This is a genomic window from Streptoalloteichus hindustanus (genome assembly GCF_900129375.1).
In the GTDB taxonomy this organism is placed as follows: domain Bacteria; phylum Actinomycetota; class Actinomycetes; order Mycobacteriales; family Pseudonocardiaceae; genus Streptoalloteichus; species Streptoalloteichus hindustanus.
Window position 1 is genome coordinate 542,012 of the sequence record NZ_FQVN01000002.1, and the last position, 25,489, is coordinate 567,500.

Annotated in this window: 20 protein-coding genes; 16 read left to right on the forward strand and 4 right to left on the reverse strand. The window is 72.5% G+C overall.

Annotation, left to right across the window (positions count from 1 at the left end):
* Positions 1 to 14: 14 nt before the first annotated feature.
* Positions 15 to 536: an adenylyltransferase/cytidyltransferase family protein gene (locus BUE43_RS07920; protein WP_083959444.1), complete on the reverse strand. Its 522-nt coding sequence runs from the start codon at positions 534 to 536 to the stop codon at positions 15 to 17.
* A gap of 260 nt (positions 537 to 796) precedes the next feature.
* Complete coding sequence (locus tag BUE43_RS07925) at positions 797 to 997, reverse strand: cold-shock protein (protein WP_073480707.1); 201 nt, start codon at positions 995 to 997, stop codon at positions 797 to 799.
* A gap of 315 nt (positions 998 to 1,312) precedes the next feature.
* On the opposite strand from BUE43_RS07925, the gene BUE43_RS07930 reads away from it, so the two are divergent.
* The 4 genes from BUE43_RS07930 (at position 1,313) to BUE43_RS07945 (ending at position 5,674) form a co-directional block, all read left to right on the forward strand.
* Positions 1,313 to 1,891 (forward strand): TetR/AcrR family transcriptional regulator, encoded by a 579-nt coding sequence (locus BUE43_RS07930; protein ID WP_073480708.1) that lies wholly within the window; start codon positions 1,313 to 1,315, stop codon positions 1,889 to 1,891.
* Positions 1,892 to 1,972: 81 nt separating this feature from the next.
* Positions 1,973 to 2,941, forward strand: coding sequence for an alpha/beta fold hydrolase (locus BUE43_RS07935; protein WP_200797408.1), 969 nt, complete (start codon positions 1,973 to 1,975; stop codon positions 2,939 to 2,941).
* A gap of 260 nt (positions 2,942 to 3,201) precedes the next feature.
* The gene (locus tag BUE43_RS07940) at positions 3,202 to 4,494 is read left to right on the forward strand and encodes a cytochrome P450 (RefSeq protein WP_073480999.1); all 1,293 of its coding nucleotides are present in this window, start codon (positions 3,202 to 3,204) and stop codon (positions 4,492 to 4,494) included.
* Between the two features lie 127 nt (positions 4,495 to 4,621).
* Entirely contained in the window at positions 4,622 to 5,674 is a 1,053-nt protein-coding gene (locus BUE43_RS07945; RefSeq protein WP_073480709.1) for an aldo/keto reductase, read from the forward strand.
* 243 nt (positions 5,675 to 5,917) lie between these two features.
* Here BUE43_RS07945 and BUE43_RS07950 read toward each other — a convergent pair whose 3' ends face one another.
* On the reverse strand, positions 5,918 to 6,613 hold the full coding sequence (locus BUE43_RS07950; protein WP_073480710.1) for a biliverdin-producing heme oxygenase: 696 nt from the start codon (positions 6,611 to 6,613) through the stop codon (positions 5,918 to 5,920).
* Positions 6,614 to 6,792: 179 nt separating this feature from the next.
* Between BUE43_RS07950 and BUE43_RS07955 the strand changes: the two genes are divergently transcribed.
* Positions 6,793 to 7,611 (forward strand): SAM-dependent methyltransferase, encoded by an 819-nt coding sequence (locus BUE43_RS07955; RefSeq protein WP_073480711.1) that lies wholly within the window; start codon positions 6,793 to 6,795, stop codon positions 7,609 to 7,611.
* A 74-nt stretch (positions 7,612 to 7,685) separates the two neighbouring features.
* Positions 7,686 to 8,672 (forward strand): aldo/keto reductase, encoded by a 987-nt coding sequence (locus tag BUE43_RS07960; protein WP_073480712.1) that lies wholly within the window; start codon positions 7,686 to 7,688, stop codon positions 8,670 to 8,672.
* 41 nt (positions 8,673 to 8,713) lie between these two features.
* Here BUE43_RS07960 and BUE43_RS07965 read toward each other — a convergent pair whose 3' ends face one another.
* Positions 8,714 to 9,355 (reverse strand): YigZ family protein, encoded by a 642-nt coding sequence (locus BUE43_RS07965; RefSeq protein ID WP_073480713.1) that lies wholly within the window; start codon positions 9,353 to 9,355, stop codon positions 8,714 to 8,716.
* A 100-nt stretch (positions 9,356 to 9,455) separates the two neighbouring features.
* Between BUE43_RS07965 and BUE43_RS07970 the strand changes: the two genes are divergently transcribed.
* The 10 genes from BUE43_RS07970 (at position 9,456) to BUE43_RS08015 (ending at position 25,447) form a co-directional block, all read left to right on the forward strand.
* Positions 9,456 to 10,367, forward strand: coding sequence for a glutaminase (locus BUE43_RS07970; RefSeq protein ID WP_073480714.1), 912 nt, complete (start codon positions 9,456 to 9,458; stop codon positions 10,365 to 10,367).
* Between the two features lie 115 nt (positions 10,368 to 10,482).
* On the forward strand, positions 10,483 to 11,295 hold the full coding sequence (locus BUE43_RS07975) for an alpha/beta fold hydrolase (RefSeq protein ID WP_234995597.1): 813 nt from the start codon (positions 10,483 to 10,485) through the stop codon (positions 11,293 to 11,295).
* 561 nt (positions 11,296 to 11,856) lie between these two features.
* Complete coding sequence (locus BUE43_RS07980) at positions 11,857 to 13,740, forward strand: phage tail sheath C-terminal domain-containing protein (protein WP_073480716.1); 1,884 nt, start codon at positions 11,857 to 11,859, stop codon at positions 13,738 to 13,740.
* On the forward strand, positions 13,737 to 14,273 hold the full coding sequence (locus tag BUE43_RS07985) for a phage tail protein (RefSeq protein ID WP_234995598.1): 537 nt from the start codon (positions 13,737 to 13,739) through the stop codon (positions 14,271 to 14,273). Before BUE43_RS07980 ends, BUE43_RS07985 begins: the two co-directional genes overlap by 4 nt.
* 2 nt (positions 14,274 to 14,275) lie before the next feature.
* Complete coding sequence (locus tag BUE43_RS07990) at positions 14,276 to 15,001, forward strand: T4 family baseplate hub assembly chaperone (protein ID WP_073480718.1); 726 nt, start codon at positions 14,276 to 14,278, stop codon at positions 14,999 to 15,001.
* Positions 14,994 to 15,689, forward strand: a complete 696-nt coding sequence (locus BUE43_RS34100; protein ID WP_073480719.1) for a hypothetical protein — start codon at positions 14,994 to 14,996, stop codon at positions 15,687 to 15,689. Before BUE43_RS07990 ends, BUE43_RS34100 begins: the two co-directional genes overlap by 8 nt.
* The gene (locus BUE43_RS08000; protein WP_073480720.1) at positions 15,686 to 16,912 is read left to right on the forward strand and encodes a Pvc16 family protein; all 1,227 of its coding nucleotides are present in this window, start codon (positions 15,686 to 15,688) and stop codon (positions 16,910 to 16,912) included. Before BUE43_RS34100 ends, BUE43_RS08000 begins: the two co-directional genes overlap by 4 nt.
* A 17-nt stretch (positions 16,913 to 16,929) precedes the next feature.
* Positions 16,930 to 18,852 carry an ATP-binding protein gene (locus tag BUE43_RS08005; protein WP_073480721.1) on the forward strand — a complete coding sequence of 641 codons (1,923 nt, stop codon included), beginning with the start codon at positions 16,930 to 16,932 and terminating at the stop codon, positions 18,850 to 18,852.
* Positions 18,843 to 19,142: a hypothetical protein gene (locus tag BUE43_RS08010; RefSeq protein ID WP_073480722.1), complete on the forward strand. Its 300-nt coding sequence runs from the start codon at positions 18,843 to 18,845 to the stop codon at positions 19,140 to 19,142. The genes BUE43_RS08005 and BUE43_RS08010 overlap by 10 nt, the downstream gene beginning before the upstream one ends.
* Entirely contained in the window at positions 19,139 to 25,447 is a 6,309-nt protein-coding gene (locus BUE43_RS08015) for an eCIS core domain-containing protein (RefSeq protein WP_083959447.1), read from the forward strand. Before BUE43_RS08010 ends, BUE43_RS08015 begins: the two co-directional genes overlap by 4 nt.
* Positions 25,448 to 25,489 lie beyond the last annotated feature (42 nt).

A 25,489-nucleotide genomic window follows, 5' to 3' on the forward strand; every position in this document is an offset into this window, starting at 1 on the left:
GCACCACCTCCCGGTCAGGCCGACGAGAGCGGTTCGTTCTCGTCGCCGAGGCGGAGGAGCGTGGCGGTGGTGGAGCGCCCCTGGGTGAGGGGGAGCTCGATCGCGGCCGCGCCCAGGGCCGTGGCGGCGCGCCGCTTCGGGAGCGCGTGCGGGTCGCCCTCGGTGAAGGCCAGGGCGGCCGGGGCCAGCGGGCGCAGGAGCTCCACGTACTGCTCCCACCCGGTGACGGTGGGGTCACCCGACACGACGAACGTGCCGTCCACGCAGCGCAGGGCGGCCAGCACCTCGGCCCGCTCGTCCGCCGGGTGGACCGGGCGGCCCGGCCCCTTCCACGCGCGCACCCGCCGGTCGTCCTCCACCCCGACCACCAGTGAGCCGCCGTGCTCGCGCGCGGCCGTGAGGAACCGCACGTGCCCGACGTGCAGGACGTCGAACACCCCGGTGACCACGACCGGAGCGGTCAGCGCCGGTCGCGCCGGTCGCCAGGCCAGCTCAAGGGAGGCCGGTCGCACCCGGCGCGGGTCGGTCGTGCTCATCGAACGCTCACCACTTCTCGCTTCCACGTCCGGCCGCGGCGTCGGACACACCGGGTCCATTGTCTACGCCCACCCGGTCAGGCTCGTCCGGTCGGGTGACGGGCGGTCGGACTGGCGGCCCGGGACGAGCCGGAACAGGCCCCCGGAACAGGCGCTCCGGAACAGCGGCCCCAGAACAGGCCGGAGCCCCGCACCCGAGGGGTGCGGGGCTCCGGTGGGACCGTGGGTCGACGCGGTGGGCGCGTCGGCTCGCGGTCAGCTCAGAGCACGCGGACGCCGCTGGCCTGCAGGCCCTTGGCGCCCTGGGTGACCTCGAACTCCACGCGCTGGTTCTCCTCCAGGCTGCGGAAGCCGTTGCCCTGGATCTCCGAGTAGTGCACGAACACGTCAGCGCCGTTGTCCCGCGAGATGAAGCCGAAGCCCTTCTCCGCGTTGAACCACTTCACGGTGCCCTGTTCCATACCTTCTCCTCCGGGAGTCAGTCCCGTCGGGACGCCGTACCGCACGGCATCCCTGGTCGGTTCCAGACGACGACCTCACCAGCTCCCCAGGGGAGAAGATCAGCAAACCGCCCGCAACAACGTTCCCCACGCCGCGGCCCACCCATCGGACCACGTCGTCGGGAACAACGACGGTGCCATCCAACCACGCCCCGCGCCGGTTCGCGTCGTGATCGCCCGGACGGGCCAGCGCGTGTCCGCCTGACACCGGCCGCCACCGTGACGAGGATCGCTCTTTTGTGGAACGCACGATCAAGATCGGGTAGCGTTCCCGGCGTGGGCAGGACCAAGCAGTTCGATCCCGACGTTGCGCTGCGGGCGGCGATGGAGTTGTTCTGGCGCAAGGGATACGAGGCGACCTCGATGCGGGATCTCGTCGAGTGCCTCGGCCTGGGCCAGGGCAGCATCTACGGCGCCTTCGGCGGCAAGCGCGAGCTGTACCTGAAGGCCGTCGAGCGGTACGTCGAGGACGCCAGGGAGTCGCTGGTGACGCGTCTCTCGACGCCCGGCTCGCCGCTGGAGGCGGTTCGCGGCCTGGTGCGGTACTACGCCGAGACCGCCCTGTCGGACGCCGAGCGCCGCGGGTGCCTGTTGACCAACACGGCGGTCGAGCTGCCCGCCGACGAGGGCGCCGGTCGGCACGTGGAGTCCGGGATGGAGGCCATGGAGGTCCTGATCGCGGCCACGTTGACGCGGGCGCGGGCGGCCGGCGAGCTCCCGGCGGACAGGGACCCCGTCGCGCTGGCCCGGTTCCTGGTGACCCTGTTCCAGGGCATCCGCGTGATGGCCAAGACCCCGCTGCGCCGGCGTTTCGTCGAGGACTCCGTGGAACAGGCCCTCGCCGTGCTGGCCTGACCTGACGGGCGCGTGCCCGGGGGCTCCGCGTGCACTGTCGCGCCCGTTTACTGGATCGTTCGTTAAAAAATGGAGGACGCTGTGACCACCCCGCAGGCCGCGCCGAACGGCGCCACCCGCACCGACGACGGCGTGCCCACCGACGCCGAACTCGCCGCCTCCCTGGAGGGGGACTTCACGAGCGCGCACGCCGACGTCAACGGCACGCGCCTGCACCACGTCACCGGCGGGCAGGGCGAGCCCCTGGTGCTGCTCGGCGGCTGGCCGCAGACCTGGTGGCAGTTCCGCAAGGTGATGCCGGAGCTGGCCAGGCACTACCGCGTGACCGCCGTCGACCTGCGGGGCATGGGCTCCTCGGCCAAGCCCGAGTCCGGCTACGACAAGCGGACGATGGGCCAGGACATCGGGGAGCTGATCCGGCACCTGGGGCACGAGTCCGCCTACGTGCTCGGCCACGACATCGGCGCCTCGGTCGGCTACCACCTCGCGGCGAACGACCCCGGGGCGGTGCGCGCCCTGGTCACCGTCGACCTGGGGGTCCCCATCGACTCCTGGCTCAACATCGGCATGCTGCCCGGCTCGGACGAGCAGGTGGCCGCGCTGGAGCACGGCCGGGGCAGCTACCCGTGGTGGTTCGCGTTCAACCAGCTCCGCGAGCTCCCCGAGCGGCTGCTCGTCGGCCGGTTCCGGCACGTGATCGACTGGCTGTACGGGCACATGCTGCTGGACCAGGCCTCCGTCGAGGAGGACGCGCGTCGGATCTACGCCCACGCCTACGACAACGCGGAGGCGATCCGCGCGGGCAACGGCTGGTACCAGACGATGCGGCAGGACATCCTCGACCTCGCCAACCACGAGCCCGTGGCGGTGCCCATCCTGACGCTGGCCGGTGAGCTCGGCTACGCCCAGTTGCGCGAGGAGATGGGGCCGCGGATGGGCACCGACATCCGGGTCGTCGAGGTGAAGGGCAGCGGGCACTACGTGCCGGAGGAGCAGCCGGAGACGCTGGTCAGGGAGGTGCTGGCCTTCCTCGGCGCCCAGTCCGCCTGACGCGCGAGGCGGGGCGCGGCCGGTTCGGGTGGGGCGGAGCACCCCCGCCACCAGAACCGGCCCGTCCCGCTTTCGGGCGCCGACGGTCGGCCCAACCGGCTGGTGCGTTCCGGTGAGACGAGGCGCGCGTCACCGGGTCAGCCGGATCGGGCATTGCCCCGAACGAGTATGCGAGGGAGCCTCGCATCGAGGGGGTGGGACACGTGCTCAGCGAACTCACCGACATCCCGGGGCCACCACCGTCGGGTGACGGTCACCACATGGGGGCCATCGCGGCCGCCGGGGGCCTGCACACCTTCCAGCTCGACCTCCACCGCCGCTACGGCGACGTGGCCCGGTTCCGGCTGCCGCACTCCACCGTGGTCTCCGTCGCCGACCCCGTGCTGCTGGAGGCCACGGTCCGGCTCAACGAGCGGCCCGCCGAGCTGTTCCGCTTCCTGGACCCCTTCTTCGAGTCCGGCAACCTCCAGGTGCTGCCGGAGCGGGAGTACGTCCCGTGGCGTCGCGTGGTGCTGCCCGCGATGAGCGACCACGCGGCCCACGCCGCGAGCTTTCCCCGACTGGCCGCCGAGGTCGAGCGGGTCGCCGACCGCTGGGCGGCCCGGCGCGAGCCCGTCGCGTTGCAGCACGAGCTGAACAACCTCGCGCTGCGGATGGTCTGCTCCTACGCGATGGGCGACGCCTTCGACGCGGCGGGCGATCTCGCCGAGCGGATCGTGTCCGCGTTCCAGTTCCTGCTCGACCACTTCATCCACGAGATGCGTGGCGGGGAACCGCCGATCCCGCCAGGGGAACGGCGGCGGCGCGTCGAGCAGGCCGTCGAGCAAGCACAGTGGACGTTGCGCGAGGCGATCACGGAGGTGGTCGAGCGGCGCGCCGCGGGGCGGGGGCGCTCGGACTCGGCCGACCTCGTCGGTGTCCTGCTCGACGCGGGATGGCCGATGGGACGCGTGCGGGACACCCTGCTCGGCGAGATGATGGGCGGCCACCACACCTCCGGCGTCGCGACCTCGTGGACGCTGCACCTGGTCTCCCTCCACCCCGAGGTCGAACGGCGGCTGCACGCCGAACTCGACGACGTCCTCCGTGGACGAACGACACCGGACCACGCGGACCTGCGTCGCCTGCGGTACCTGGAGATGGCGCTCAACGAGTCGATGCGCCTCTACCCGCCGGCCCCGTACGCCGCCCGCGAGACCACAACCGAGATCTCCGTCGGCGGCTACCGCCTCCCAACCGGAACCACGATCCTGCATCCGATCTGGGCCGTGCACAGGAATCCGCGGGTGTGGCCGGAACCGGACCGGTTCGACCCGGAGCGGTTCGCCCCGGCGGCCGCGGCCTCCCGACACCGCTTGGCGTTCCTGCCCTTCGGCATCGGTCCCCGGCACTGCAGCGGAGCCGGCTTCGCGTCGGTGCAGATCCGGCTGATGCTGGCGGTGCTCGCGCGCCGCTTCCGGTTCCGGTTGGTGCAAGGGCATGTCGTGACCCCGGTGGAGCGGTTCGTGTTGTGCGCCGAGGACGACATCAGGATGACGGTCACGGCTCGGTGACAGTCGCGGCGCCGCAACAGTTTCGCCGCGGCGCAGAATGCACCCGAATGGCCTTGGTACGGAACACCGTTCAGCTCCTAGCGTTTTGGTGCAACTGTCCGCACGGCAATCGGGATGGGGAGCGTCCGTGCGCTACACACTGTTCGGCAGGACCGGTCTGCGTGTCTCGGAACTCTGCCTGGGCACGATGACCTTCGGTGAGGACTGGGGCTGGGGAGCGCCGAAGGAAACCGCGGCGAGGATCCTCAGCTCCTACGCGGCGGCGGGCGGGAACTTCCTCGACACCGCGGACATCTACACGGCGGGCACGTCCGAGAGCATGCTGGGGGAGTTACTCGCCGGCCGGCGGGACGAGTTCGTCCTCGCCACCAAGTACACCAACGCGACCGACGACGCGGACGTCAACGCCAGCGGCAACCACCGCAAGAACCTCGTCACGTCACTGGAAGCGAGCCTGCGCCGGCTGCGCACCGACTACGTGGACGTGTACTGGGTGCACGCCAGGGACGTCTGGACGCCCGTCGAGGAGGTCATGCGGGCGCTGGACGACCAGGTGCGGGCGGGCAAGGTCCGCTACGTCGCGGTGTCCGACTGGTCGGCGTGGGAGATCTCCCGCGCCAACACGGTGGCGGAGTTGCGGGGCTGGACCCCGTTCTCCGGCGTCCAACTCCGGTACAGCCTCCTGGAACGCACGCCGGAGCGCGAGTTGTTGCCGATGGCGCGGGCGTTCGACCTCGCCGTGCTGACCTGGGGGTCGCTGGCCGAGGGCCGGCTCACCGGGAAGTACCTGCGCGGTGAGGGCGGCCGGCTCGACGTGGCCAACTGGGCGGGGGACCGCGACCGGGACGAGGTGATCGTCCGGGAGGTGGTCCGGATCGCCGAGGAGGGCGGGTGGTCGCCGGCGAGGGTGGCGTTGGCCTGGCTGCGCGCCAGGTCCGGCACGGTGGTGCCGATCCTGGGCGTCACCACCGAGGACCAGCTCCGGGACAACCTCGCCGCGCTGGACGTGCGGCTGGACGAGGACCAGCTCGCGCGGCTGGACGCGGTCAGCGGCACGGATCTGGGTTTCCCGCAGGACTTCCTCGGACGACCCGAGATCGTGGAGGTCGTCTACGGCAGAAGATGGCGGGAGGTGGACGACCGGCGCGGCACGGACCGCAGGACCCCGCTCACCGGGTGAGGTCCGCCGTGCGGTCAGAACCACCAGCGCCGTCAGCGCCACCAGCGCCGTCAGTGCCGTCACGCGGGGGCCGCGTCGGCCATGCCGGGACCTCGGGTCCGCCGGCGTGGCCGCGCGGCGCCACCGGCGGCTTTCCTTGCGGCGCCGGGTGTTCGGCCGTAAATGATCACTCCACGTGGGACACGGGGAGTGTCCCCTGTGGTCTGCCGACGCCGACGCCGACGCCGGTGCGGGCGGGGGCGGTCACGCGGCGAGGTACCGCTCCAGGTCCGCGCCCAGCTCGTCGAGGACCCGGGTGTTGTGGTCGTAGGCGACGAGGGTCTCCTCGGTGATGCGCCGCCGCTCGGCCTCGTCCCAGGGCGCCGTGTCGAGCAGTTCCCGGTAGGCGTCCTTGAACCGCTGGGGGTTGGGGACGCCGGGGAAGGCGTAGAAACCCGCGCCGAGGTCGTCCGGCAGGTCGTACGCGCGCCGCACGGCCGCCCGGACCACCTGCCCGCCGGACAGGTCGCCCAGATAGCGGATGTAGTGGTGCGCCACGAAACCGCCGGGCCAGTCGAAGCACACCTCGCGGAGGTGGGCGCAGTAGTCCGCCGTCGCGCGGGACGCCGGGATCCGCTCCGGCCACCGGTCGCCGAGGAGGAACCGGAGATCGGCCCGGAGCGCGGGAACCCTGGCCAACTCGTCGAAGACGAACCGGCCGGCCACCGGGTCGGCGCGCATCCGCTCGGCGGCCTCCTCCAGCGCCGCGTAGATGTGGAAGTGCTGCGCCAACAGGGTGACGTAGCCCTCCAGCCGCAGTCGCCCGCGCACGAGCGCGTCGACGAAGCCCCGGCCGCGGGCGTGGTCGTGCCGCTCGCGTCCGGCCGCGCGCAACCGCGCGGCGAACCCCGACCGTCGGTGGTCTTCTCGATGGTCGTCCCGGCGGTCGTCCCGCACCATGGCGCCCTCCCCAGCCCGGCCCTCGGGCCAGACTCCCGCAGCACTACCGGGTGATCAATGGGCTGAACGGGAGTAGGTTCGGCTACCCAAGGTTGACGCCGAAGGCACCGCTGCCGCCGCCGACACCGCTGACGCCGACGCGCGGCGCGGTCGCGGTGGACTTCGGGGAGGGGGGACCTGTGGAACAGCCGGACCAGTCGCCGGACAACGACGCCGCCGGGCGGGTCGACAAGGAGCGGCCCAGCGCGGCCAGGATGTACGACTACTACCTCGGGGGGACCCACAACTTCGCCGCGGACCGGGCGGCGGCGGAGCGGGCGATCGCGGCGATGCCGGCCACGGTGGCGGGGGCCAGGGCCAACCGGGCCTTCCTGCGGCGCGCGGTCCAGTTCCTGGCCGCGGCGGGGGTGCGGCAGTTCCTCGACCTGGGGTCGGGCATCCCCACCGTGGGCAACGTCCACGAGGTGGCCCAGCGGGTCGACCCCGAGGCGCGCACGGTGTACGTCGACGTCGACCCGGTGGCCGTGGCGCACAGCGACGGCCTGCTCGCCGACAACCCGTACGCGACCGCCGTGCGGGGCGACCTGCGGGACGTCGACGCGATCCTGGGCCATCCGGAGGTCCGCCGTCTGCTCGACTTCGGTCAGCCGATCGGGTTGTTGATGGTGGCGGTGCTGCACTTCGTCCCGCGCTCGGACGACGCCGCCGGGATCGTGGCGCGCTACCGCGACGCGCTCGCGCCGGGGTCCCACCTCGCCCTGTCGCACATGAGCCTGACCGGTCAGCCGCCCGAGGTGCTGGAGCGGTTCCAGGCCGTCTACGCGAACGCGCGGTTCCCGGTGGTCCTGCGCTCGCGCGCGGAGCTGCTCGACCTGTTCGCCGGGTTCGAGCTGGTCCCGCCCGGGCTGGTGTCGGTGGCCGAGTGGCGGCCGGACGCCGAGCCCTGCGCCGAGGTGCGCCGGCTGCCCGGCTTCTGCGGCGTCGGCCGCATGCGCTGAATTCGTGTTGACCTGGAGCGCGCTCCAACACCTAGCGTCTCCGCAGACAGTTCCCGGCTCCAGGAGGCAGCAGCATGTCCACCACCCCCACCCGACACCTCGGCGAACTCGCGGTCTCCGCGCAGGGCCTGGGGTGCATGGGCATGAGCCACGCCTACGGGGCCGCGGACGACGCGCAGTCGATCGCGACGCTGCGCCACGCCCTCGACCTCGGGGTGACCCTCCTGGACACCTCCGACTACTACGGGGCCGGGCACAACGAGGAGCTGGTCGGGCGGGCCGTCGCCGGGCGCCGCGACGAGGTGGTGCTGGCCACCAAGTTCGGCTTCGCCAACCGCCTGGGCGAGCCGACCCTGATCCGCGGCGACGCCGCCTACGTGCGGCAGGCGTGCGAGGCGTCGCTGCGCCGCCTCGGGGTCGACCACATCGACCTCTACTACCAGCACCGGGTCGACCCGCGGGTGCCGATCGAGGAGACCGTCGGCGCCATGGCCGAGCTGGTGCGCGCCGGGAAGGTCCGCCACCTCGGGCTGTCCGAGGCCAGCGCGGGCACCATCCGGCGGGCGCACGCGGTGCACCCGATCGCCGCGTTGCAGAGCGAGTGGTCGCTGTGGACCCGCGACCTGGAGGCGGAGATCGCCCCGGTGTGCCGTGAGCTGGGCGTCGGCCTGGTCCCGTTCTCCCCGCTCGGGCGCGGCTTCCTCACCGGCCGGTACAGCTCGTTGGACGGGCTGGCGGAGAGCGACATGCGGCGCACCCAACCGCGGTTCGCCGATGGCAACCTCGAACGGAACCTGGCGATCGTCGCGAAGCTGGAGGAGCTGGCCGCGGCGAAGGGGATCACCGCCGGGCAGCTCGCCCTGGCCTGGGTGCAGCACCGGGGCGAGGACGTCGTGCCGATCCCGGGCACCCGGCGCCAGCGGTACCTGGAGGAGAACCTCGCGGCGCTGACCGTGGAGCTCTCGGCCGAGGACCTCGCCGCCATCGAGGCCGCCGCGCCGCCCGAGCTGGTCGCGGGCACCCGCTACGACGAGACCAGCCTCACGTTCGTCAACGGCTGAGCCGAGGCCGCGCCCGGGATCGGCTCCGCCGCGCCCCTGGGTCAGACGTCGACCTCGGTGTAGGTCGTCTCACCCAGTGTCACGGTGGCCTGGCCGGCGGTGGTCTCCGCCAGCCAGGTGCGGAAGGAGTCGATCTCGGGCTCGGCGACGAGCAGGTCGAACCGCACGTCGGCGCCGTAGTGCACGTCCCGCACGGCGTAGCCCGCGCCGCGCACGTCGTTCTCGAACCGGCCGGCACGCCCGTGATCGACCACAGTGGACACCACGCGGACCGGCCGCAGCTCCACGACCCCCACCGCGTCGATCGCCTCGGAGGTCGCGCCGCCGTAGGCGCGGATCAACCCGCCGGCGCCGAGCAGGACACCGCCGAAGTACCGCGTGACCACCGCGACGACGTTGGTGAGCCCCCGGTGCCGCAGGACCTCCAACATCGGGATGCCCGCGGTGCCGGCGGGTTCGCCGTCGTCGTTGGACTTCTGCGTCTGGCCGTCCTCGCCGACGACGTAGGCCGAGCAGTTGTGCCGGGCGTCGAAGTGGAGCTTGCGGCGCGCCTGCACGAAGGCGCGGGCCTCCTCCTCGGTCCGCGCCCTGGCCACCGCGCAGACGAACCGCGACTTCCTGATCTCGATCTCGTGCTCGCCCGAGGTCTTGATCGTGCGGGACACGGGACGTGGGCGGGACATGGTCGGCCAACCTGCTCGGGGACGGGTCCACCCACCCTAACCGGTCGCTCGCCCGGCCCCCCGGAGCACGTCCGGCGGCCCGCGAGTCAGACTGTCCAACGTGGACCACCTCGCCCTGTTGGAACGGATCATGTCCGAGGTCGGGCCGGAGATCGGCCGGGGCCGGCTCGCGGACTACATCCCGGCGCTGGCGCAGGTCGACCCGCGCAAGTTCGGCTTCGCGGTGGCCGACCTCGACGGCCGGGTCGTCGGCGTCGGCGACTGGGAGGAGCCGTTCTCGCTGCAGAGCGTGGCGAAGGTCTTCGGGCTCGCCCTCGTGGTGGCCAGGGACGGCGAGCGCATCTGGGAGCGGGTCGGGCGGGAGCCCTCGGGCAACCCGTTCAACTCGCTGGTGCAGCTCGAACACGAGCACGGCATCCCGCGCAACCCGTTCATCAACGCGGGCGCGCTCGTGGTGACCGACCGGCTGCTGACGCTCACCGGCGACGCCAGGGGCGCGCTGCGGACGTTCCTGCGCGAGGAGAGCGGCAACGACGAGGTCGACTTCGACGCCGTGGTGGCCTCCTCGGAGGCCGAGCACGGCGCGCGCAACGCGGCCCTGGCCTACTTCATGGCCAGCCACGACAACATGGACAACCCGGTCCAGACGGTGCTGGAGCACTACTTCTGGCAGAGCTCGTTGACGATGAGCTGCCGGGACCTGGCCCTGGCCGGGTTGTTCCTGGCCTGTCACGGACTGCGCGCGGACGGCTCCCGCGTGTTGTCGAGCAGCGACGCCAAGCGCATCAACGCGATCATGTTGACCTGCGGGACCTACGACGCGGCCGGCGAGTTCGCCTACCGGGTCGGGCTGCCGGGCAAGAGCGGTGTGGGCGGCGGCATCCTGGCCGTCATGCCGGGGCGCGGCACGCTGAGCGTGTGGAGCCCCGGCCTGGACTCCCGGGGCAACTCGGTGGCCGGCGTGGCCGCTCTGGACCGGTTCAGCACGCTCACCGGCTGGTCCGTCTTCTGACCCCTCGCGCGCGGGTACCCCCCGAACGTGCGGCGCGTTCGCTGGTGTGGCGCGGGCGCGCGGCGGGAAGAGCCACCAGCGGGGAGGCGGTGGCACGGGTCGGGAGGTGGTCGGCGTGACGACCCGGACGGCCGGCACGGCGCTGGAGCTGGTGTACGAGCGGCGGGGGCGGGGCGAGCCGCTGGTCCTGCTGCACGGCATCGGGCACCACTGGCAGGCGTGGGAGCCGGTGCTCGACGCGGTGGCCGCGCACCGCGACGTGATCGCGGTGGACCTCCCGGGCTTCGGGCGGTCGCCCGCGTTCCCCGCCGACCTCCCGGCCACGCCCGACTCGATGGCCGAGATCTTCGCCGGGTTCTTCGCCGAGCTCGGGCTGGACCGCCCGCACCTGGCCGGCAACTCGCTGGGCGGGTTCACCGGGCTCGTGCTCGCCCAGCGCGGGCTGGCGCGCAGCGTGACGGCCCTGTCACCCGCCGGGTTCTGGTCACCGGCCGAGCGCTCGTACGCGCTCGCCCTGCTGGCGGCGTTCCGGTTCGGCGCGACGCGCGTGCCGGAGCGCGTCGTGCGGTGGTTGGTCGGGTCGCAGGCCGGCCGTTGCCTGCTGACCGGTCTGGTCTACGCGCGGCCGGAGTTGCGGACCGCGTCCATGGTGGCCGCCGAGATCGCGGCGCTCCGCACGGCGACCGCGTTCGAGACGGTCATGGCGGTGGCGCGCCACACCGAGTTCTCCGGGCTGCCGCCCGAGGTTCCGGTCACGATCGCGTGGGGAACCCGTGACCGGCTGCTCCTGCCGACGCAGGCGCACCGCGCCGCGCGGGCGATTCCCGGCGCCCGGCTCGTTCCGCTGCCGGGCTGCGGTCACGTTCCGATGAGCGATGATCCGGAGCTCGTCGCGCGGGTCGTCCTCATGGGAAGTCGGTCCCGGTGACCAGCGCGCTCCTGCGCGCGTGGGAACTGTCCTATGTGGACGTCCAAGGAGCCGTCGCGGTGGCAAGCCGGTGGACCACCGGATGACGACCGGTCATGTGATCCGGTCACGTCGTTGTGACGCCGCCTCTACGGTGGCGTGACCACGTGATCTTCGGTGCTGGGCCACCCGTGCGCGGGGCTTGCTCCCTTCTGCTCGGACGGCCCGCCCGGCGCGCCGTCCCGGTCCGGGCCGGGAGGTCCGGTCCGGTGACGCGTCGAACCGACCGGACGACCGGACGCGTCCCCGGGGCCATCCGGTCGCGAGCGGGAAGCGCGCGCCGCACTAGGCCTTTCGAGTCAAAAACCGGAGAGCACCCCGTCAACTCCCCGGAACTTGTTGACAGGCCCCAGTCCCGCTCCAAGACTGTGCTCCGGGTCTCAGCGGCGTGCCGTGAGGGGAAATGGGGGGAAGCGTCTTCCCCCGGGGGTGATCCGTCTTCGAGTTCGTTTCCCGCAAGGGAAACTCGACAGCGCATGCCCGCTTTTCCTTGAGCGCACTGCTTCGAGGAGTGGAGGTGGCATGCCCGTCACGCCAACCTATCCCGGCGTCTACATCGAGGAACTGCCCAGTCGAGTCCGCACCATCACCGCGGTGTCCACATCGGTCACCGCGTTCGTCGGTTACACCGCGCGGGGACCGGTCAGCCGGCCGGTCACGCTGACCAGTTTCGCCGACTTCGAGCGGCGGTTCGGCGGTCTGGCCGCCAACAGCCCGGTCAGCTACGCCGTGCACCAGTTCTTCCTCAACGGCGGGAGCATCGCCGTCGTCGTGCGGGTCGCCGCCGGCGCGGAGCCCGCCAACGTGGTCACGAAGAGTCGGCTCGGGGACCAGCCGGGGACCGCGTTGACGGTCACCGCGCGGGAACCCGGCGCATGGGGCAACGGGTTGCGGGTCGCCGTCGACTACGCGACGCCCACCCCCGACAGCACGTTCAACCTCCAGGTCCAGCACTCCGGCGGCGGCACAACGGAGACCTTCGCCGACCTGTCGATGGACCCGACGCACCCCCGGTACGCCGTGGACGTCGTCAACGCCGGCTCCAGCCTGGTGACCGTGTCCGCCGTCGCCAACCAGCGCAACCGGCCCGACCCGGTCGGCACGCTCTCGCGCCCGCTCCCCGCGACGATCCCGGACCTGGCCGGCGCGGTGGAGATCTCGATCGGCGAGCGCAAGTGGCAGATCGACAAGCTCTACGACAACACGGCGGACGGCCCGGCCCCGACCACCCCGGTCGCGGTGGCGCTGCTGCTGGAACGCAAGCTCCGCGCGCTGCCCGACGACGTCGGCTCCCGCACCTTCGGCGCCGCGCGCGTCGTCGTGGTCGGTCGCCGGCTCCAGGTGGTGGCCGGAGCCGCCGACGCCTCGACGGTGCTGCACTTCGGCGGCAGCGCCGGCAGCGCGCTGGGGTTGGAGGGCACGCCCAACGTCACCGCCTACGCGCTCGGTGACGAGCGGGACATCGAGGGGCAGGGCAGGGGGAAGAAGGGCGAGGACGGCACCGCGCCCAAGCACACCGACCTCATCGGCACCGAGAGCGCCAAGACCGGCATCCACGCGCTGCGTGACGTCGAGGACCTCAACCTGTTGTCCCTGCCGGAAGTCTGCGAGCTGTCCGACGATCACATGATCGCCGTGCTCGCCGCCGCCGACCGGTTGTGCCGGGACAAGCGGATGGTGTTGCTGGTGGACAGCCCGTCCCGGTGGCGCACGCTGGACGCGGCGCGGGCCGGCCTGCCGGCGCTGGACGTGGCGCGCAGCGACCACGCCGCCCTGTACTTCCCGCACCTGCAACTGGTCGACCCGCTCACCGGGCGGCTGCGCAGCTTCCCGCCCTCCGGCACGGTCGCCGGAATCCTGGCCAGGACCGACAGCGAACGCGGTGTGTGGAAGGCGCCCGCGGGCACGGAGGCGCGGTTGGCCGGAGTGCGCGCGCTGACGGTTCCGTTGACCGACCTGGAGAACGGGTTGCTGAACCCGTTGGGCGTCAACTGCCTGCGGTCGTTCCCCGTGGTGGGGCCGGTGGTCTGGGGTGCGCGCACCTCGGCCGGCGCGGACGTGCTGACCTCGCAGTGGAAGTACCTGCCCGTGCGGCGGACGGCGCTCATGCTGGAGGAAAGCCTCTACCGGGGCACGAAGTGGGTGGTGTTCGAGCCCAACGACGAGCGCCTCTGGGCGCAGATCAGGCTCAACATCGGCGCGTTCCTGCACGGGCTGTTCCAGCGGGGCGCCTTCCAGGGCTCCTCGGCGCGGGACGCCTACTTCGTCAAGTGCGACGGGGAGACCACGACCCAGAACGACGTCAACAGCGGCGTGGTCAACGTCGTGGTCGGCTTCGCCCCGCTGCGGCCGGCGGAGTTCGTGATCATCAAGATCGAGCAGATGGCCGGTCGGATCGAGGCGTGAGGATTCCCATGGCCGAGTTCACCGTGAACCCGCAGCGGTTCGACCCGTACAAGAACTTCAAGTTCCTGGTGGTCTGGGACGGCCACGTGGTGGCCGGCGTCAGCAAGATCAGCCCGCTGAAGCGGACCACCGAGGTCGTCAAGCACCGGCACGGCGGCGACCCCAGCTCGCCGAGGAAGTCGGCGGGGCGCACCGAGTTCGAGGCGATCACGCTGGAGCGCGGCGTGACCCACGACGCCGACTTCGACCGCTGGGCCAACAAGGTCTGGCTCGTCGGGCAGGGCAGGGGCGCGGAGTCCTCCGTCAGGGACTTCCGCAAGGACATCGTGATCCAGGTACTCAACGAGGCCGGCCAGGTCGCGTTGGCGTACAAGGTCTACCGCGCGTGGCCGAGCGAGTACCAGGTGCTCGGCGAGCTCGACGCGAACGCCAACGCGGTGGCCATCCAGAGCCTGAAGCTGGAGTGCGAGGGCTGGGAGCGCGACTACGAGGTCGCCGAGCCGGAAGAGCCGTCGATCCAACACCCGGCCTAGCCGTGCGGTCCGCAAGCGACCTGCTGGCCACCTGGGAGGCCGGCGTGAGCGCGGGCGCGGTCCAGCGCGCGTTGTTGCTGCACGCGCTGGCGCGGGGCGGCGAGCCCGGTGACCACCTCGCCGTCCCTTTGGGCGAACGCGACCTGGACCTGTTCGGCCTGCGGCGGCGGTTGTTCGGCGAGCGGCTGAACGGTCGGATCACCTGCGCCGGCTGCGGGGAGGAGCTGGAGTTCGACTTCGACGTCGGCCAGGTCCTGTCGTTGTCGCCGCCGCCGGCGGAACCGCTCGTCGTGAAGGTCGGCGGCCGCGTGGTGCGGTTCCGGCTGCCGACCTCGGGCGACCTGCTCGCCGCGGTGGCGGCCGGGTCGGCGGAGGAGGCGAAGGCGGTGTTGCTGGAGCGGTGTGTGCTCACTGTGGACGGTCAGTCGGACGCGGAGCTCGTGCGCGAGCTGTCCGACGATCTGCGGGAGCCGGTCGCCCAAGCCGCCGCCGAGGCCGATCCCGGCGCGGACGTCCGGCTGGACCTGCCGTGCGCCGAGTGCGGGCACCGCACGAAGGCCGCGGTGGACATCGCCTCGTACCTGTGGTCCGAACTGGACAACTGGGCCAGGTCAACGTTGGTGGACGTGCACCTGCTCGCCTCGGCCTACGGCTGGAGCGAGCCCGAGGTCCTCGCGCTGAGCCCGTTGCGCCGGCGGTACTACTTGGAGTTGGTCGGCCATGGCTGACTTCTTCGACCGTCTCGTGGCCCGGACCGTCCCCGGCGTCGCCATGCCCGAGGGGGAGGCTCTGGTGCGTCCGCGGCTTCCGCATCTCTTCGAGCGCGGCGAGGTGGCCGACATGAGCGCGGCGGAACCGCTGACCTGGCCCACGCGCGTCGGTTCGCCGGGCGAGGTGACGGTTGCTCCGGTGGCGGCGTCGCGTCCGGTGGAGCGCCAGCGGGTGGAGCACGAGGAGCACGTCGTACGTCGTGCCCAGGACGACGCTTCCGTTCCCGTGTCGAGGAAAGCGGACCCTGGTGGGCGAGGTGACCCCGGTGTCACCACCCCGGCCGCCGTGGTGCGGCCGGTCGTGCGAACGCCGGTCGTTCCTCCGCCCTCTCGTCCTGCCGCCCAGGAGGTCGTCCCTCCTGTGTGGACGGTGCGCACGCCCGACGCGGTTGGCGAGCTCGTGCCGCCCACCGCACCGCCGCCCGGTGTTGTTCCTCCACAGTGGACAGACGGTCGTCGGGCCGGTCCGTCGTTCGGCCGACGCGCCCCGGCGCGCCAGCCGGAGCAGACGGTGCGCGTGTCCATCGGGCGACTGGAGGTGACCGCCTCCGCCGCGCGGCGCGAGCCGGAGCGGGCGCGTCCGGGCCGACCGGAGCCCGCGGTCTCGCTGGAGCGGTTCCTGGACCGGGAGGGCGGACGCCGATGAGCAACGTCCTCGCCGTGGCCACCGCCACGGAAGCCCTCATGTTGTTCCTGGCCCGGTCCCTGCCGCCGGACATCGGGTTCGGGGTGAACGTGGTGCCGGGCAAGCCGCCGGCCGAGCCCCCGCAGGACCCCACGATCAGCGTGTTCCTGTACCAGGTCACGCCGAACGCGGCGATGCGCAACCGGGACGCGCCCACGCGCGGTCCGGACGGCGCGGTCCTGCGCCGCCCGCAGGCCGCGATCGACCTGCACTACCTGATCAGCTTCTACGGCGACGAGACGAAACTCGTCCCGCAGCAGTTGCTCGGCGCGGTCGTGCGTTCCCTGCACGAGGAACCGGTGCTGTCCCGGACCGACATCGAGGCGGCGGCGCAGCGGGCGCACCTGGCCGGCACCGACCTCGCCGCCTCGCCGCAACGCGTGCGGTTCACCCCGGCGCAGATGGACCTGGACGACCTGTCCAAGCTGTGGTCGACGATGTTGCAGACGCCGTACGCGCTGTCGGTCGCGTACCAGGCGACAGCGGTGCTGCTGGACGGCAGGGCCACTCCCACCGCCGGGAAACCCGTGCTGCGACGGGCGATCAGGGTGGAACCCTTCGTGCGTCCGGGGCTCGACCGCGTGCTCTCGGTTCCGTCCGGCTCCGGCCCGGATGTCGCGCCGGACGAGGGGCCGATCACCGCGGACCGCGACCTGGTGGTGTTCGGGGTCAACCTCCGCCGCCCCGGGCTGACCGCGATGGTGGGCGGGAAGCGCGCGAACGTCGTGCGACTGGCCGACGACCGCGTGGTTCTCCGGCAGCCGGACACGTTGCCGCCGGGAACGCACGGCGTGCAGTTCCGGTACGAGGTGACGCTGGGCGAGCCGCCGGTCACCCGTCCCTGGCTGGAATCCAACCTGGTGCCCTATGTCCGACGTCCGCGCGTGGTGCGCGCGCGGTGGCAGCAAGGGGGAATCGTCGTCCGCACCGACATCCCCGTGTCGCTGGACCAACGTGCGGTGTTGCTGTTGGACGAGTACGGACCGCGGGATCGCCCGCGCAGCTACCAGTTCGACGCGCGGTTCCCGCTGGCGCCGGGGTCGGACCCGGTGCGGGAGTTCACGGTTCCGGTCACCGGAGTCGCCGCCGGTCGGTATCTCGTGCGGGTTCAGGTGGACGGGGCGCAGAGCCCGTTGGAGTTCGCCGACGGAGCGTTCACCGGCCCGCTGGTCGACGTGAGCTGAGGCGGAGAGGGGGCCAGGTGGGCAGGGGCGGCGGGTCCGGCGGCGAGGCGCACCAGCGAGCCCTCGTCCGCGCCATCCGGGCTGTCCTGGCCCGGGTGGACGCGCACGCCGACCGCCGGGAGCCGGACGCGAAGCCGTCGCCCGCGCCCGAGTCGAGCACGCTGGCCACTTTGTGCTCGTGCTTCGGGCTCACGTCCTTCGAGCGGGACGTCCTGTTGCTGGCGACGGCGGCCGAGCTGGACCCGAGCACCGGGCCGAGGTGCGCCGCCGCCAGCGGCGACCCGCGTCGCGACTACCCCACGTTCTCCCTGGCGCTGGCGGCGTTTCCCGAAGCGCACTGGAGCGCGCTGACCCCCGTCGCGCCGTTGCGGCGGTGGCGGCTCGTGGAACTCGCCGACGACGGACCGCTCACCACGAGCCGGCTCCGGGTCGACGAGCGCGTGCTGCACTTCCTCGCCGGAGTGCCCTATGTGGACAGTCGGCTGCACGGGGTGGTCAGCCGGGTCGACCCGGTGCCGGACCTGCCGGGCTCGCACGCGCGGTCCGCCGAGGCGATCAGCACCGCGTGGCACGAGGTCGACGGGCGACCCCACGTGGAGCTCGTCGGCAGCGACCAGCGGAGCCGGTGGGAGGTGGCCGCCACCGCCGCCAGGAACTCGGGCGCGTCGCTCTACGTGCTGCGCGCGGCGGACCTGCCGACCGACCCGGCCGAGCGGGAGGCCACCGCGCGGTTGTGGGAGCGGGAGTCGCTGCTGCTCCCCGCCGTCCTGCTCGTGGAGGTCACCGACGCGACCACCGACCGGTTGGCCGCGCTGGAGCTGTTCGCCCACGCCCTCGCCGTGCCGATGGTCATCTCCAGTGACGATCCACTGAGGACCGGACACCAGCACCGCGAGCGCGTGGTGGTCGACACCCCCACCGAGGACGAGCAGCGCGCGTTGTGGGCGAGCGCCCTCGCGGGCGCCGACCACGCCGCGGACGCTGACGAGCTCGGCCGTCTGGTCGCCCAGTTCTCCCTGCCCGCGCACGTGATCCGCGCGGCGGGGGCGGTCGCCCGGCGGGCGGCGGACGGACGGCAGGACGTCGCCGGCCTCGCCTGGCGGGCGGGCCTGCACCAGGCCAGGGTCGCGCTCGACGAGCTCGGCCGGCGGGTGGAGCCCCGCGCCCAGTGGGACGACCTCGTGCTGCCCGAGGCGCAGCGGGCGATCCTCACCGAGGTCGTCGCCCAGGTGCGGCAGCGGGCGACGGTCTACCGGGACTGGGGGTTCGAGGCGGTCCTGCGGCGCGGGCTCGGCGTCACCGCGTTGTTCGCCGGCAACAGCGGAACCGGCAAGACCCTGGCCGCCGAGGTGCTCGCCGGGGAGCTGGGCGTCGACCTGTTCGTCGTGGACCTCTCCCAGGTGGTGAGCAAGTACATCGGGGAGACCGAGAAGAACCTGCGCCGTGTCTTCGACGCGGCCGAGCGCGGCGGTGCGCTGCTGCTGTTCGACGAGGCCGACGCGTTGTTCGGCCGCCGCAGCGAGATCAGGGACAGCCACGACCGGTACGCCAACATCGAGGTCAGCTACCTGCTGATGCGGATGGAGTCCTACCGGGGACTGGCCATCCTCACCACCAACATGAAGAAGGCGCTCGACCCCGCCTTCCTGCGGCGCATCCGGTTCGTGGTCGACTTCCCGTTCCCCGGCCCCGGCGAGCGGGCGGAGATCTGGCGTCGGGTGATCCCGGCCGCCACGCCGGTCGACGGCCTCGACCTGGACCGCCTGGCCCAGCTCACCGTTGCTGGTGGCAGCATCCGCAACGTCGCCCTGTCGGCGGCCTTCCTGGCGGCCGACGAGGGAACCCCGTTGGCCATGCGGCACTTCCTGGCCGCCGCCCGCACCGAGTACCTCAAGCTGGAGCGCTCCCTGACACCGGGGGAGGTGGCGGGATGGGTGTGAGTCCGGATGACCGGCGCGCCGAGCCGAGCGTGCACGTCGAGATCGGCGAGCTGGTCCTCGACGGGTTTCCCGGCGTCGACCCGGACCTGGTGGCCGGCGCGTTCGAGCGCGAGCTGAACCGGCTGCTCCGCGAGCGCGGGGTGGGCTCGGCCGGAAACGGCGACTGGGCGGTCGACGTGCTCTCCGGTCTGCCGCCGCTGCCCCGCACGGCCTCACCGCGTCGGCTCGGCGCGGCACTGGCCCAATCCGTCCACAAAGGACTGACGCGGCGCGGAAGGGGGCGGACATGACCCGAGCCCTGCCCCGGCGCGCTGAAGAACCGGGTCGCGACAAGGACACCCGGCGACAGAACGGGAAGCGGTCGTCGCGCACGCCGCGAGACCTGCGCGAGGTGCTCGCCTCGCCAGGGCAGCCGATGGACCTCGGGCTGCGTCGGGACCTGGAAAGCGCACTGGGCCACGACTTCGGCCGGGTCCGGGTGCACACCGACCGCGACGCGGCGGCGGTGGCCGACCTGCTCGGCGCGGACGCCGTGACCGTCGGACAGGACATCTTCTTCGCCGAGGGCGCCTACGAGCCCGGCACGCTCGCCGGACGGCGGTTGCTGGCCCACGAGCTCCTGCACACCGTCCAGGAGCCGGACGTCGCCGGCGCGCTGTGGGCGGGCCGGGAGGCGGGCGCGGTCAGCCTGCCGCACGAGGCCGTGGAACGGGAGGCCGAGCGGATCGCGCGGGCCGAGGACGGGCAGCGCGCCGAGCTCCAGGAACACGCCGGCACGGCCACCTGGCTGCGGTACGCCACGGTCGACGCGGACCGCATGCGCACCGAGCACCTGGACCCGGCCACGCTGGTCGAGCGCCTGGTGGCGGGTGTGCTGCGCAGTCTGCGGGGCGACCCCACCGACGTTTCGGGCCGGGTGCGGGCACAGCTCGCCCGGTTCACCCCGGATCTGCGCAGTTCTGTGCTGGAGCGACTGGAAACCCGGTTGCCGTCCGGAGATCTGGCGCGGCTCCGCGAGCTGGTCGCCGAGGCGGAGACCGGGGCGGGGCCGAGTGAGGCGTCCGTTCTCGTTCCGGAGCCGGTCACCACGGCGATCGAGTGGATCGAGAACCTGCGGCGGCAGGCCGAGGAGGAGCGGCGCGACGACGCGGAGCAGGACGACCGGGAACGGCAGGACCAACAGGACGCCGACCGGGAAACCGACGATGACCACCCCGCTCCGCGCCCGGAGCCAGGACAGGAACCCGGGCAGGAGCCGGGCGACACCGAGGACCCCGCGCCCGGCGAGGAGCCGGGGAAGGAACCCGGCGAGGAACCGGGCAAGGACACCGACCAGGAGCCTGGCGAGGAACCCGGGACGGAGAAGGACAAGGAGAAGGACAAGGAGCCCGGCGAGGACGAGGGGAAGGACAAGAAGGAGGGGGAGGAGGACAAGGACAAGAAGGACGACAAGGAGGACGGCGAGAAGGACAAGGAGGGCAAGGAGGGCAAGGAAAAGGAGGAGGCCCAGCGGGCCGAGGACGAGGTCGCCGCTCAGCCGGTGGGCCAGGTTCCCGGCGCGCCCGGAGCCGAACCGCCGCCAGGCCAGGGGCCGCCCGCCGGAGCCGGTCCCGAGGTGGGTGCGGCAGCACCGGAAGCCGGGGCGGGAGCGGCGCAGCCCGAGCAGGCGGAGGCGGTCGCCCAGGAACCGGAAAGCCCGCTGGCGCACCACGGTCTGCTCGACCGACCGGGCGCGGAGGAGCAGCCCGGCGAGGAGGAGCGACCTCTCGGACTGGAGTCCGGAGCCGAGAGCGAGGTGAGCGCTCCGCCGGACGAGGAATCCGCCGACGAGGAACGCGAGGAGGAGCGGCCTGCGGCCGAGCTCCGACCCGAGGACCACCTGCCGGCCGGTGATCTCGACGTCTCCCGGATTCCCACCGCCGACCAGATCACCTTGCCCGCCAGCGGAACCCCGCCACGTCCCGCCGACGCGCCCGCGTTCCCCGCCCCACCCCCGACCCGGGCTGAACAGCAGGAAGCGGCGGAGCCCGCGACCGAGGAGCCCGAGCCCGCCTCGGAGCCCGCGCCGGAAACGCCGGAGCCGCAGGCGGAACCCGAGCCGGAGGAGGACGCTCCCGCCGAACGTCCGCTGGACGCCGAGGTCGGGCCGGAGCCCGACCCGCGAGACCGTGGCGGCCCCGTCGCTCCGCCACCGGCGGCGGAGCCAGTCCAGCCCGACGAGACACCCGAGGCCGAACCAGTCGGCCTCGACGCCCCCGCGGCCGGTGGGATGGACCCGGGCGTTGGTGGGCCAGCACCCGGCGGAGCACCGATGCCCGGCGGTGGAGCCCTTCCCGGTGGACCTGGAGCGGATGTCGACCCCGAGCCGGCGGATGCCGGCCCGGTCGGCGACACCCCGGACGCCATGGGATCTCCCGCCCCGGACGCCTCCCTGGAGGCGGGCGGCGGCGGGTGCGGCGGCCCGCCGGAACCGACGACCGAGGCCGCCCAGGGCGGTGGTGGAGAAGGCGGCGCTGTCGTTGGCGGAGGTGGTGGCGGCGCACCGCCACCCGCCGAGCAACGACCGCCCGCGCCCGATCTGTCCGGTCAGGACCCTCAGGCCGGACTCGCCGCCGTCGGCCAGTTACCTCCCGACCAGATGCAACCCGCACTGGCCAGTGTGGACAGTGCGGTGGGTCGCAGCGTCGGCGAGGATCGCAGCGCCCTGCAGAGCGCACCGCCCACAATGGAGCGTCCCTCCGGTGCGCCGCAAACCCTGTCCGGTGCGCCGCAGGTCCCGGCACCGGAGAACGCGCCCGACGCGCGGCTGGAGCGGGTGCGTGCCGAGGGCGGCCGGCAACAGCAACAGGCCAAGACTCCGCCACCGCCGGGCGCCAACCCGGCCCAACGAACAGGAAACCCGCACGTCGCCGGTGATCCCCAGGGCCGGGTGACCGACCGCGACGTGCGCAACGTGCAGAACGCGGTCAACCACGTTCCCACCACTGATCCCGCCCTGCACACCACTGTCGGCGCGCCCCCAAGACTGGAGCTGACCGGCGAGAGCGATCCCGCGCGTGGCGACGAGCAGGCCGCCAAGATGCGCGAGTCCGCGCAGGGAATCCTCTCCTCAGGACGCGAGGCGGCGTCCCAGCCGCTCGGCGAGGACCAGATCTACCCCAATGTTCCGGGCGAAACCCTCACCGCGCAGGTCCCCGCGGCCGGAGGCGGTGGAGCCGGGGGAGGCGGGGGAGCTGCCGGCCCGGCCGCTGCCGGCCCGGTTGGCGGAGGTGCGGCCGGCGGACCCGCGGACGCGGGTGTTGCCGTTGTCGCGCAACAGGAGCGTGGACCGCAGATCCAGGCCGCGGTGGGCCAGGGCCAGGCGCGGATGGCCACCGAGCACGACACGCGACGGCAGGGCGAGGCCCAGGCGCGGGCCCAGCACGAGGCCGAGGTGACCAGGACCGTCTCGGCGAACGCCGAGGCGCAGGCGGCCGAGCGCGGCCGCGTGGCCGACGAGTCCCGGGCCCGGCGCGAGGAGTGGCGGGCCGAGCAGGACCGGGCCATCGGCGACGCCAACAACCAGGCCGGAACCGAGCACGAGCAGACCCGGGGGAACATCGACCGCAAGCGCACCGAGACCGACCGGGAGAGCGACCGCAGGCAGCAGGAGGACAACGACCGCATCCACCGCGAGCGGGAGCAGGCCGAGGAGAAGGCGCGCAAGGAACGCGAGCGCAAGAAGCGCGAGTCCGAGGGCATCCTCGGCTGGATCTCGTCCAAAGTGGAGCAGTTCTTCGACGCGCTCGTCCAGGCGATCACCGACATCTTCGACGCGGCGCGCCGCGTGGTCTCCGGGATCATCAAGGGCTTCACCGAGTTCGTCACCGGGATCATCAACCTCGCGCGCGACCTCATCGTCGGCCTGATCAACACCCTCGCCGACATCCTGATCAAGCTCTGCGACGGTCTCGCGATCTTCTTCCCCGAGCTGGCCGCCCGGATCCGGCGCGGCATCGAGGAGGTCCGCGACGCCGCGATCGCCACCGTCAACCGCCTGGCCGAGGACCTCAAGGCCGGCGTGACGGCGCTGCTCAACCTGCTGGCCGACGGCCTGAACGCACTGCTCAACGTGCTGGAGGCGGGCCTGAAGGCCGCCGTCGAGGTCGTGCGCACGGCCGTGAACTCGGCGATCGAGTTCGCGAAGGCCGCGATCCAGCTCCTGGGCGAGTTCGCCGCCCTCGTCGCCGACATCGCCCCCGACCCCGGCGGCTGGCTGGGCAAGCTGGGCGCCGCCGCCCGCGACGGAATCCAGAACCACCTCTGGGAAGCCGTCAAGACCGCCGTCCGGCAGTGGTTCGACGACAAGGTCGAGCAGATCCTCGGGCTCGGCCGCACGGTGATGGACGTCCTCGTGCGCGGCTGCTTCTCCCTGGCCCGCATGGGCCGGATGGTCTGGGACGCCCTGGTCTCCGCGCTGCCCGGCATCCTGGTCGCGATCGTCATCGAGCGGCTGATCTCCCTGATCATCCCGGCGGCCGGCGCGGTGCTGGCCATCGTGCAGGCCCTCGTCGCGGCCTGGGGAACGATCAGCCGGATCATCGCCGCGATCGGCGCGTTCTTCTCCTTCCTCAAGGCGGTCCGCTCCGGCGGCGCGGCCCCCCTGTTCGCGCAGGCCATCGCCACCGGTGTGGTGGCACTGCTGGAGTTCGTCAGCAACTTCCTGATGGCCCGCCTGGCCTCGGCGGCGAAGGGCGTCGGCCGCTCACTTCGCGGCATCGCCCAGAAGATCATGCGTGGACTGACGCGCGCCGGACGCGGCGCCCGGCGCGCGGCCGGCCAGACGGTCAACCGCGCCCGCCAGGGACTGCGCGCGGCCAGCCAGGCATTACGCCCCCCACGCGCCCGAACCGGGGTCGGAGCCCGACGTCGTCCCGGCACTCCCACAGCCGGCACCCGGGGCCGACCAGCCGGACGCCGTGGCGCGCCAAGGCGAACCGACCCAGCGCGCGGCTCCGCGCCGCGCCCGGTCGCCGGACAGCGCCGCCAACGCCCAGCTCCCCGCCCCACCCGCCCAGCGGGCCCGATCCGCCAGCGCTGGAACCAGGCGCGCGGCGCTGTCCGAAGTGGACTGAACCGGGTCCGCGCCGCCGGCCGAGCCCTCGGCCGCCGCCTCGCCAACACCCGCATCGGTCGCGCCCTCACCAACGGCGCCCGCCGCCTCCGCGATGGCTACCGCCGCACCCGCGACCGCCTCCGCGACCGACTCCGCCGCCGCCAGGCCCAACGCCGCCGCGACCAAGAGCAGCGCAACTCCCCAGCGGCCAAGCAACGCCGCCTCGACCTCATCGTCGCCCGCATCCGCCCCCGCCTCCAACGCCTCCTCCGCAGGGGTGTGCCTCGCCGCATCCTCGCGGTGGTCCTGGCGGGAATGCGTGTCTGGTATCGGCTGACCGGCCTGGATCTGCTGGGTACGCCAGCGCGCGAGGTACTCGCCCGTCTCAATCCCGACGAGCCGGTCACGGACACCACGGAGCTGCTTGACGAGGAGATTCTGGAGACCGTGCTGGAGCGCGTGCGGCACTTCCGCGAGAACGATCCGGAGCACCGCAGGCAGGTCGGCCTCGTGGAGCACGTCCCAGGAGACGTGCGGGGCCTCGTGGACCCGAACTTCTGGGAGCGTGTTCGCAAACAGGTGGTTTCCGAGCCCGTCGCCAGGATCAACATTCCGCAGGGGGTGCATCCGCTCGCAGCGGCGACCTGGCTGTCCGAGGCCGGAGCCCAGCTTCCCCGGCGACGGTTGCTCACCTTCGGGGACCGCCCGCGTTCGGTCATCGCCTCCGAGCAGAAACGGAGCCGCCCATCGGCCAACATCCCGGGTCGTCTCACGCCCATGGTGTACGACCCGCAGAGAAAGCTCTACGTTCCGGAAAGCATGGCGCACCAGACCTACAAGCAGTTCTCGAGGACGTTGGGCGGGCAGGACAAGGAGGCCGCACTCGCGGCGCTGCGGGCCCGAGGGGCGGGCGACTACAACCAGAGCGGACAGGGAATCCCACAGTCCAGCGGAACACAGCTGGCTGCTGTTCCGCTGATCGCCGAGCCAATGCGAAGCAGATTCGCTTACGTGTCGAGTCTCGCGACCTTGCACCAGCTCACGGAGAACTCTTCTCAGGTTCCGCCCGGGCAGATCGTGGCGAACATGGCGTTCTCCCAGCGGGGCTCGATCGATGCGGTGGGTGAGCTCGAGGAGCACGTCCGTACGTTTCGGGAGACAGGACGTCGTTTGGGCACGGGCGCTCCATCTCTCACGCAGGTCAGTGACGAGAGAGCGACGAAGGCGTGGGAACAGGAGATGTACGCGAGAGGGCGACGCCCCAGGGATGCGTCGGCCAGGGATCGCGATGAAGGGATCGCCCGGCTGCGTGGGCAGCTGGAGACGCCGGAGCAGTTGGCCAACCGGATCATCGTCGCGCTCCGCGCCGTGGGATTGTTGTCCGGTCTGGTCGGTGGCCCAGGCGACCGGGAACGATTACGACAGGAACTCGCGAAACGGATCGACCGGTTCCTGAAGGAAGGAACGAGAGTGCGGCAGCCAACGACCGGAGGGAACTAGGTGACCTCCAGCAGCTTCTCCAGCCCCCGAATGGTCCTTCGA

Bases quoted from the DNA above. Each gene is read 5' to 3' on its own strand.
- BUE43_RS07940 (WP_073480999.1), top strand. From the start codon at position 3,202: ATGGGGGCCATCGCGGCCGCCGGGGGCCTGCACACCTTCCAGCTCGAC.
- BUE43_RS07960 (WP_073480712.1), top strand. From the start codon at position 7,686: ATGTCCACCACCCCCACCCGACACCTCGGCGAACTCGCGGTCTCCGCG.
- BUE43_RS08000 (WP_073480720.1), top strand. From the start codon at position 15,686: ATGAGCAACGTCCTCGCCGTGGCCACCGCCACGGAAGCCCTCATGTTG.
- BUE43_RS07950 (WP_073480710.1), bottom strand. From the start codon at position 6,613: ATGGTGCGGGACGACCGCCGGGACGACCATCGAGAAGACCACCGACGG.
- BUE43_RS08010 (WP_073480722.1), top strand. From the start codon at position 18,843: ATGGGTGTGAGTCCGGATGACCGGCGCGCCGAGCCGAGCGTGCACGTC.
- BUE43_RS07925 (WP_073480707.1), bottom strand. From the start codon at position 997: ATGGAACAGGGCACCGTGAAGTGGTTCAACGCGGAGAAGGGCTTCGGC.
- BUE43_RS07980 (WP_073480716.1), top strand. From the start codon at position 11,857: ATGCCCGTCACGCCAACCTATCCCGGCGTCTACATCGAGGAACTGCCC.
- BUE43_RS08015 (WP_083959447.1), top strand. From the start codon at position 19,139: ATGACCCGAGCCCTGCCCCGGCGCGCTGAAGAACCGGGTCGCGACAAG.
- BUE43_RS07920 (WP_083959444.1), bottom strand. From the start codon at position 536: ATGAGCACGACCGACCCGCGCCGGGTGCGACCGGCCTCCCTTGAGCTG.
- BUE43_RS07965 (WP_073480713.1), bottom strand. From the start codon at position 9,355: ATGTCCCGCCCACGTCCCGTGTCCCGCACGATCAAGACCTCGGGCGAG.
- BUE43_RS34100 (WP_073480719.1), top strand. From the start codon at position 14,994: ATGGCTGACTTCTTCGACCGTCTCGTGGCCCGGACCGTCCCCGGCGTC.